The following is a 7,496-nucleotide window of genomic DNA, read 5'->3' on the forward strand; positions in this document are numbered from 1 at the left end:
GCGCCTCGCCGACGCGCGATTGATGGCGAACAGGTTCTCAGACGCGCTCGATGATCAGCGCAATGCCTTGCCCCACGCCTATGCACATGCTGCACAGCGCGTAGCGGCCGCCGTTGCGTTGCAACTGATACAGCGCGGTGGCGGCCAGTCGCGCGCCGCTGGCGCCCAGAGGATGGCCGAGGGCGATGGCGCCGCCGTTGGGGTTGACGTGCTCGGCGTCGTCCGGCAAGCCCAGGTCGCGCAATACAGCCAGCGCCTGGGCGGCGAAGGCCTCGTTAAGTTCGATGACGTCCATTTGTTCCAGGCGCAGCCCGGCCAGAGCCAGGACTTTACGGATGGCCGGTGCCGGACCAAAGCCCATGATGCGGGGCTCCACGCCGGCGCAGGCCATGGCCAGTACGCGTGCGCGCGGCGTCAGGCCATGGCGTTTCAGCGCGCCTTCTCCGGCCAGCAGCAGCGCCGCCGCGCCGTCGTTGATGCCGGAGGCGTTGCCGGCGGTGACGCTGCCGTCGGTCCGCACCACGCCCTTGAGCCGGGCCAGCGCCTCCAGCGAGGTGGTGCGCGGGTGTTCGTCGCGCGTGAAGCGCAGCGGCTCGCTCTTGGGACGCGGAATCAGCACCTCCATCAATTCATCGTCCAGCCGGCCGGCCTCCTGCGCGGCAGCGGCTCGCAGCTGGCTGCGCAGCGCGAAAGCGTCCTGATCCGCGCGCGAGATGCGGAACTGCTCGGCCACGTTTTCCGCGGTTTCCGGCATCGAGTCCACACCGTAGCGCTCGCGCAGCAAGGGGTTGACGAAACGCCAGCCCATGGTGCTGTCCTCTATGCGCAGATTGCGGGCGAAGGCGCTGTCCGCCTTGCCCATCACATAGGGCGCGCGGCTCATGCTTTCCACGCCGCCGGCAATCAGCAGTTCGGCTTCGCCGCTCTTGATGGCGCGCGCGGCCTGGCCAATGGCGTCCAGGCTGGAACCGCACAGGCGGTTGATCGTGCTGGCGGGGGTGGATGCCGGCAGGCCGGCCAGCAACGCGGCCATGCGCGCCACGTTGCGATTGTCTTCGCCGGCCTGGTTGGCGCAACCATAAAGAACATCGTCCAACAAGGCCCAGTCCACGCCCGGATTGCGTTGTTGCAACGCGTTCAAGGGCAGGGCGGCCAGATCGTCGGCGCGCAGGGTGGACAGCCCGCCGCCGTAGCGGCCAAAGGGGGTGCGGATGGCGTCGCAGATATAAGCTTGTTTCATTGGATACCTCCTTGACGGGCATCGGTCAGCCGAACCGGAGTCAGCCGCTGCAACTCATCGAAATCCAGGCCGTGCACGCATTCGCGCACCAGCAACTCTCCGTCGCGGAGGTCGATCACCGCGAGGTCGGTGTACACGCGGTGCACGCAAGCAACGCCGGTCAGAGGATAACTGCAGGCTTCCACCAGCTTGCATTCGCCCTGTTTGTTCAAATGTTCCATCATCACGAACACTTGCTTGGCACCTATGGCCAGGTCCATCGCGCCGCCCACCGCCGGAATGGCGTCCGGCGCGCCGGTATGCCAGTTGGCCAGGTCCCCGCGCCTCGACACCTGAAAGGCGCCCAACACGCAGATGTCCAGATGACCGCCGCGCATCATGGCGAAAGAATCGCCATGGTGGAAAAAGCAGCCACCGGGCAATAGCGTGACCGGCTCCTTGCCGGCGTTGATCAGGTCCGGGTCCGCTTGGTCTGAAGCCGGCGCCGGCCCCATGCCCAGCAGGCCGTTTTCGCTATGCAGGAAGATATCCAGCTCCGCCGGCAGATAGTCGGCCACCCGGGTGGGCAGGCCAATGCCCAAGTTGACGTATGCGCCTTCCGGGATGTCGCGCGCCACCCGCGCCGCCATCTGTTCGCGGTCCAGTCGCTTATGCATGCCGGCCTCCTTGCGTAAGCTGGCCGGCGACGCAAACCAGCTTGTGAACGAAGATGCCCGGCGTCACCACGGTTTCCGGGTCCATTTCGCCTAACGGCAGCAGTTGCCCCACCTGGACGATGGTCTGGCGCGCGGCGGTGGCCATGATGGGGCCGAAGTTGCGCGCCGCCTTGCGGTATTGCAGATTGCCCCAGCGGTCTCCGCGGCAGGCCTTGATCAGGGCGAAGTCGGCGTGGATGGGGAGTTCCAGCACATAGTCGCGGCCATCGATTCGGCGGGTTTCCTTACCCTCCGCCAGCAGGGTGCCATAACCGGTGGGCGTGAAGATGGCGCCCAGCCCGGCGCCGGCGGCCTGGATGCGCGCCGCCAGATTGCCCTGTGGCACCAGTTCCAGTTCGATGTCGCCGGCGCGGTAGAGCGCGTCGAAAACCTGGGAGTCCGCTTGGCGCGGAAACGAGCAGACGATCTTGCGCACCCGGCGTGCTCGCAGCAAGGCGGCCAGCCCGGTTTCGCCGTTGCCGGCGTTGTTGTTGACGATGGTGAGGTTGCGCGCGCCGTGGTCTATTAGCGCGTCTATCAATTCCGCCGGCTGGCCGGCGACGCCGAAGCCGCCGATCATCACCGTGGCGTCGTCGTGGATGTCGGCAATGGCGGTGGCGGGAGAACTTACCGTTTTATCTATCATCGACTGTCCTTTGCGGGTTGCATGCAGCCATAAAGGGGTTGTGCGATTATCGAACAAAATAACTTTAATCGCGCATTCAGCATGCTTGCCCGCCAGCGGCTGGGTCAATACGATGATCGCAATAGTGTGCGGTAATCGCTCAAGATGAAAAAAGGGAGGCAAGATGCAACAGCGGCAAGACCCTATCGCCGAAGAGGGCGTGGAAGAGACTTTCAGCGGCAACCCCAACTACATGGCCTCGCTGGCGCGCGGTTTGGCGGTGATTCAGGCCTTCTCCGCGCAGCGGCGCCTGCTGTCCACTTCGCAAATCAGCCAGCGCACCGGCATTCCTCGCGCGGCGGTGCGGCGCTGCTTGTACACCTTGAACAAGCTGGGCTTCGTGGACAGCGAGGACGGCCGTCATTTCTCCCTGCGGCCGCGCATCCTGGCGCTGGGCCACGCCTATCTGGGCTCCACGCCCTTGGCGCGCGCCGGCCAGCCTGTGTTGCGCCACGTGAGCAGCAGCGTCAACGAATCCAGCTCCATCGCCATCCTGGACGGCGACGACATCCTCTATATCGCGCGCGCCTTCACCAGCCGAATCATGACGGTGGACCTGGACATAGGCAGCCGTTTGCCCGCGGTGTGCACATCCATGGGCCGAGCGATGCTGAGCCGGCTGCCCGCCGCCGAGCTCACTCAACTATTGGATCGGGCGAGGCTGGTCCAGCACACGCCGTACACCATCGTAGAGCGACCGGAGCTGGAGGCGGAGCTGGCGAGGGTGGCGGAGCAGGGCTATGCCTTGATTGATCAGGAGCTGGAAATCGGCCTGCGTTCCATTGCCGTGCCCATCATCGGCGCCGATGGCCGCGCCGCGGCGGCGATCAATGTCGGCGTGCAGGCGGCGCGCGTCAGCCGCGAGGATTTGTTATTGCGCATCTTGCCGGTGCTCCGCGAGGCGGCGGCGGAACTGGCCTTGCTGCTTGCTTGAGCAAAGCGTTGTCGATGAAGCGGATAGGACATCAGAATTAACAGCGCTTGAGAAAACCCTATGCTAAACCTACAGCAATAAAACATAGGTGAAAGCAGGACGAGATGTCGTTCAAGTTTCCAGAAAGGGTTCCTGCCGCGGGCGCCTCCGGTAATGCCGGGCTGGCTTCCGTCGTAGAGGCCGCCCCTGTGGGCGTGTTGGTGGTGGCGGCCGATGGACGCATGCTCTACGTCAACAGCGCGCTGGAAAACATGTTTGGCTACAACAAGGCCCAACTTCTTGGACAGCCGGTGGAAATGTTGTTGCCGGCGGATATTCGTGAACGCCATCTGGATTTTCGTCAGCTGTTTTTTGCCAATCCCACGCCCAGAACCATGGGCAGCGGCCGCGAACTGTTTGCCCAGCATGCCGATGGACGACAGTTCCCGATCGAAATCGGCCTGGGTTCGATGCCCCACGACGACGAAGTCTGCGCAGTGGCCTTTGTCAGCGACATCACGCCGCGACGCCGGCTCGAGCATCGCTTTTCTAAAGTGGTGTCGTCGCTGCCTATCGGCCTGCTGATGGCGGGCGCGGACGGCAGGATTTCAATGACCAATCAAGCGCTGGACGCCATGTTTGGTTATCCGCCAGGCGAACTGGTGGGCAAACCGGTGGAGGTGTTGCTGCCGCAGCGCGTGCGAAATGGCCACCCGGCTTTGCGCGCCGCCTTCGCCAAAGCGCCGGAAGTGCGGGCGATGGGCTCCGGTCGCGATCTGCTGGCCCAGCATCGGAACGGCAGCGAATTTCCGGTGGAAGTGGGTCTGACCCCGCTGGAAACCGAAGGGGAGCGGCAGGTGTTGGCCGCAATCACCGACATTTCCCTGCGCAAGAAATTTGAGGAAACGCTGCAGCAGGCCAACGCTCAACTGGAGGAGTTCACCTATGTGGCCTCCCATGATTTGCGCTCGCCTTTGCGCGGAATCGCGGATCTGATTTCGTGGATTCGCGAAGATTTGGATCCCTCCCAGCTAAGCGCGGATATAGAGAAAAACTTTACCCGGGCTGAAGAGCGCATCGCCCGCGCCGAACGCATGATAGAAGACTTGTTGGAATACGCGAGGGCAGGGCGCCAGGATGAACGATTTGAAGTGATTGACCCCGGTCAACTGGTGCGCGAAACCCTGGAACTCCTCGATATCTCCCCCGGTTTCCAGCTGGAGGTTGAAATCAACGCCAAGCCTTTTCCCGCCGCGCGCACACCGCTGTCCTTGGCGATCCGCAATTTGTTGTCCAATGCCTGCAAGCATCACGGCGGTGGCAAAGGCGTGATCCGCATCACGGTGGAGGAGGAGGGGCGTTTCAATCTGTTCACGGTGGAAGACGACGGCGTTGGCGTGCCAGAGGGCTCGGAAGAGCGTATTTTCAAGCTGTTCCACCGCGCCAGCAGTCAGGCGGCGGGGCATGGCGTTGGGCTGGCGGTGACCCGCCGCATGGTCAACAGCAATGGCGGCACCGTGGTGCTGGACCGAAACGGCACCTTGGGTGGAGCCTGTTTCCGCATCCGCTGGCCGCGGTTTCCGCTCAAGGAGGTGGAGTGATGGCAAGTGCGGTGATATCAAGCGATATTACGGTTTTACTGGTGGATGACGATGACGTGGCCATCGAAGGCGTATTGCGGGGGGTGCGCCGCCAGGGGCTTGAGTGCAATATGGTGACCGCCAGCGATGGCCTTGAGGCCTTGCAAATCCTGCGCGGAACGCATGACAGCAAGCGGATTACCAGCCCCTTCCTGATTTTGCTGGATCTCAATATGCCGCGGATGGACGGGTTTCAATTCCTTGAAGCCGTCCGCGCCGACAACCAGTTGCGCCACTCGGTCATCTTCGTGCTGACCACCTCGTCTCGGGATGCGGACCGCATGCGTGCTTACGAAGAAAATGTAGCTGGCTATATGATGAAATCCGCCGTGGGTCCGCAATTCGTGAAACTGATGGATCTACTGCATTCTTACGCCCAGTCCGTGGTTTTGCCGGCCCGGTAATCGCAATGATCGACGATGTCGAATGCCTGCAAGAGGCTCCGCAGCAAGTCAGCGTGCTGGTGGTGGACGACGACGACGTCGACCGCGAGCGCATCATCCGCCTGTTGCACAGAAACGCCTTATGTTCGCAAATCCTGGAAGCGGACTCCAAGGCCAGCGCCTTGAGCCTGCTGGGCCGAGAGCTTTTTGATTTCGTTTTTCTGGATTTCAAACTGGACGACGGCGACGGCCGCGAACTAGTGCCCTCAATTCAGCAACGCAATCAATCCTGTCTGATCGTAGCGGTCACAGGCACCGGCAATGAGCGAATCGCCGCCGAGGCCATCAAACTGGGCGTATACGAATACTTGCCCAAGTTCGAGCTGACCGAGGACCGGTTGCGCCAAACCATCAGCGACGGCGTGCGGGTGGCGGCAATGCAGGCCAAGCTGCGTGAAACCGAACAGCTATTACAACACCGCAGCCTGTACGATTCGCTGACCGACTTGCCCAACCGCAACCTGTTTCTCGATCGCCTGGACCAGTTGTGCGCATTGCACGCTCGCAATCAGCTGCCGTTTGCCGTGTTGATGATAGATCTGGACCGTTTCAAGGAGGTCAACGATAAACTGGGCCACCAGGCGGGCGATTTGGTGTTGCGGGAAGTCGGCGCGCGCTTCGCCAGCCTGCTGCGAGGCTCGGATACCATTGCGCGCCTGGGTGGCGACGAATTCGCCGCCTTGCTTCTGGAGGTGGATGGCGCGGAGTGCGCGTTGGCCTTGGCGGAGAAAGTGGGGCATACGCTGGACGCGCCGATTCTGGTGGGCGAACACGCCTTGTCGATAGGCGCCTCCTTCGGCGTGGCCATGTGCCCGCAGCATGGCTGCGATCCCGCCCAGCTGTTGTCCTGCGCTGATATCGCCATGTACCAGGCAAAAAGCAACCTCGGCTCCGTTGCCTTGTACGCGGGCGAAAACGACAAACCCTGGCCCAAGTCGGGACAAACCACTCAGGCCTTGATTACCCAGCTAACCCGAGCGATCCAGCACGAGGAACTGGAAATGCATTACCAGCCAAAAGTCCGGCTGGACACCGAGGAAGTAGTCGGCTTCGAAGCCCTTGTCCGATGGAACAGCCCTGCACAGGGCCAGGTGAATCCCGATGATTTCATGCCCACGCTGGAGTCTTGCAATCTCTTGAGTCGTTTTACATACCTGACGCTGGAGCTGGTGCTGTCCCAGCAACAGCTCTGGATCAGCCAGCTGCAGGAGCCATTCAAGATTGCGGTGAACATTTCTGCGAGGATGCTGGAAGATGGTCGCTTCGTCGAAGAAGTGATGACGCGGCTGGCCGGTTACAAGATTCCCCCCAAGCTACTGGTGTTGGAATTGACGGAAACCGCTCTAGTCATCAACCCGGTCAAGGCCAAGCAAATGATTGAGCAATTGCACGCCCGGGGCGTGTCCCTGTCTATAGACGACTTTGGCGCGGGCTTCACGTCCTTTACCTACCTGAAAAACTGCCCAATCACCGAAATCAAACTGGACAAGGCTTTTGCGCAGGAATTGGAGCCAGGCTCCTTCAACGCTTCACTGATACAGTGCATGGCGGTGTTTTGTCAGAGTCGTTCTATCGACTTTATTGTTGAAGGCGTGGAGCGCAAGAAGTATTGGCCAGTTTTGATGCAGCTAGGCTGCTATCTGGGTCAGGGCTACAGCATCGCCAAGCCCATGCCTGCATCTAAGGTGTTGCCATGGTGGAAGATGTGGGAGCAAGGCAAGCGGCGGGGTTGATATCGCGCCGCTGTCAAATGTTCGCAAACTTGGTAAATACGGAAGCTGTTGCGTTGTTGGTTGCCGGCTCAAAACCATGATTGTACATGCTTTCAGTTAAATTTTAGCAAACATGAAAGCGCAAACTTGTTGCGTAGGGCGAGCACT

Annotated in this window: 7 protein-coding genes; 4 read left to right on the forward strand and 3 right to left on the reverse strand. The window is 61.4% G+C overall.

Annotated elements, in window-relative coordinates; genetic code table 11:
* Positions 1–37: 37 nt before the first annotated feature.
* From pcaF to HA052_RS23775, 3 genes are read right to left on the reverse strand one after another with little or no spacing between them, the layout of a single operon-like run.
* Complete coding sequence (pcaF, locus tag HA052_RS23765) at positions 38–1,240, reverse strand: 3-oxoadipyl-CoA thiolase (protein ID WP_166453903.1); 1,203 nt, start codon at positions 1,238–1,240, stop codon at positions 38–40.
* Complete coding sequence (locus HA052_RS23770) at positions 1,237–1,896, reverse strand: 3-oxoacid CoA-transferase subunit B (RefSeq protein ID WP_166453904.1); 660 nt, start codon at positions 1,894–1,896, stop codon at positions 1,237–1,239. The genes pcaF and HA052_RS23770 overlap by 4 nt, the downstream gene beginning before the upstream one ends.
* Positions 1,889–2,581 carry a 3-oxoacid CoA-transferase subunit A gene (locus HA052_RS23775; RefSeq protein ID WP_166453905.1) on the reverse strand — a complete coding sequence of 231 codons (693 nt, stop codon included), beginning with the start codon at positions 2,579–2,581 and terminating at the stop codon, positions 1,889–1,891. The genes HA052_RS23770 and HA052_RS23775 overlap by 8 nt, the downstream gene beginning before the upstream one ends.
* Positions 2,582–2,744: 163 nt before the next feature.
* Here HA052_RS23775 and HA052_RS23780 point away from each other — a divergent pair, with 163 nt between their 5' ends.
* From HA052_RS23780 to HA052_RS23795, 4 genes are all read left to right on the forward strand, one after another.
* The gene (locus HA052_RS23780; protein WP_166453906.1) at positions 2,745–3,554 is read left to right on the forward strand and encodes an IclR family transcriptional regulator domain-containing protein; all 810 of its coding nucleotides are present in this window, start codon (positions 2,745–2,747) and stop codon (positions 3,552–3,554) included.
* 104 nt (positions 3,555–3,658) lie between these two features.
* Complete coding sequence (locus tag HA052_RS23785) at positions 3,659–5,134, forward strand: sensor histidine kinase (RefSeq protein ID WP_166453907.1); 1,476 nt, start codon at positions 3,659–3,661, stop codon at positions 5,132–5,134.
* Positions 5,134–5,577: a response regulator gene (locus HA052_RS23790; RefSeq protein WP_166453908.1), complete on the forward strand. Its 444-nt coding sequence runs from the start codon at positions 5,134–5,136 to the stop codon at positions 5,575–5,577. The genes HA052_RS23785 and HA052_RS23790 overlap by 1 nt, the downstream gene beginning before the upstream one ends.
* A 5-nt stretch (positions 5,578–5,582) precedes the next feature.
* Positions 5,583–7,349: a putative bifunctional diguanylate cyclase/phosphodiesterase gene (locus HA052_RS23795; protein ID WP_166453909.1), complete on the forward strand. Its 1,767-nt coding sequence runs from the start codon at positions 5,583–5,585 to the stop codon at positions 7,347–7,349.
* The last annotated feature ends 147 nt before the right edge of the window (positions 7,350–7,496 follow it).

Source organism: Chromobacterium fluminis (assembly GCF_011602385.1).
Classification (GTDB): domain Bacteria; phylum Pseudomonadota; class Gammaproteobacteria; order Burkholderiales; family Chromobacteriaceae; genus Chromobacterium; species Chromobacterium fluminis.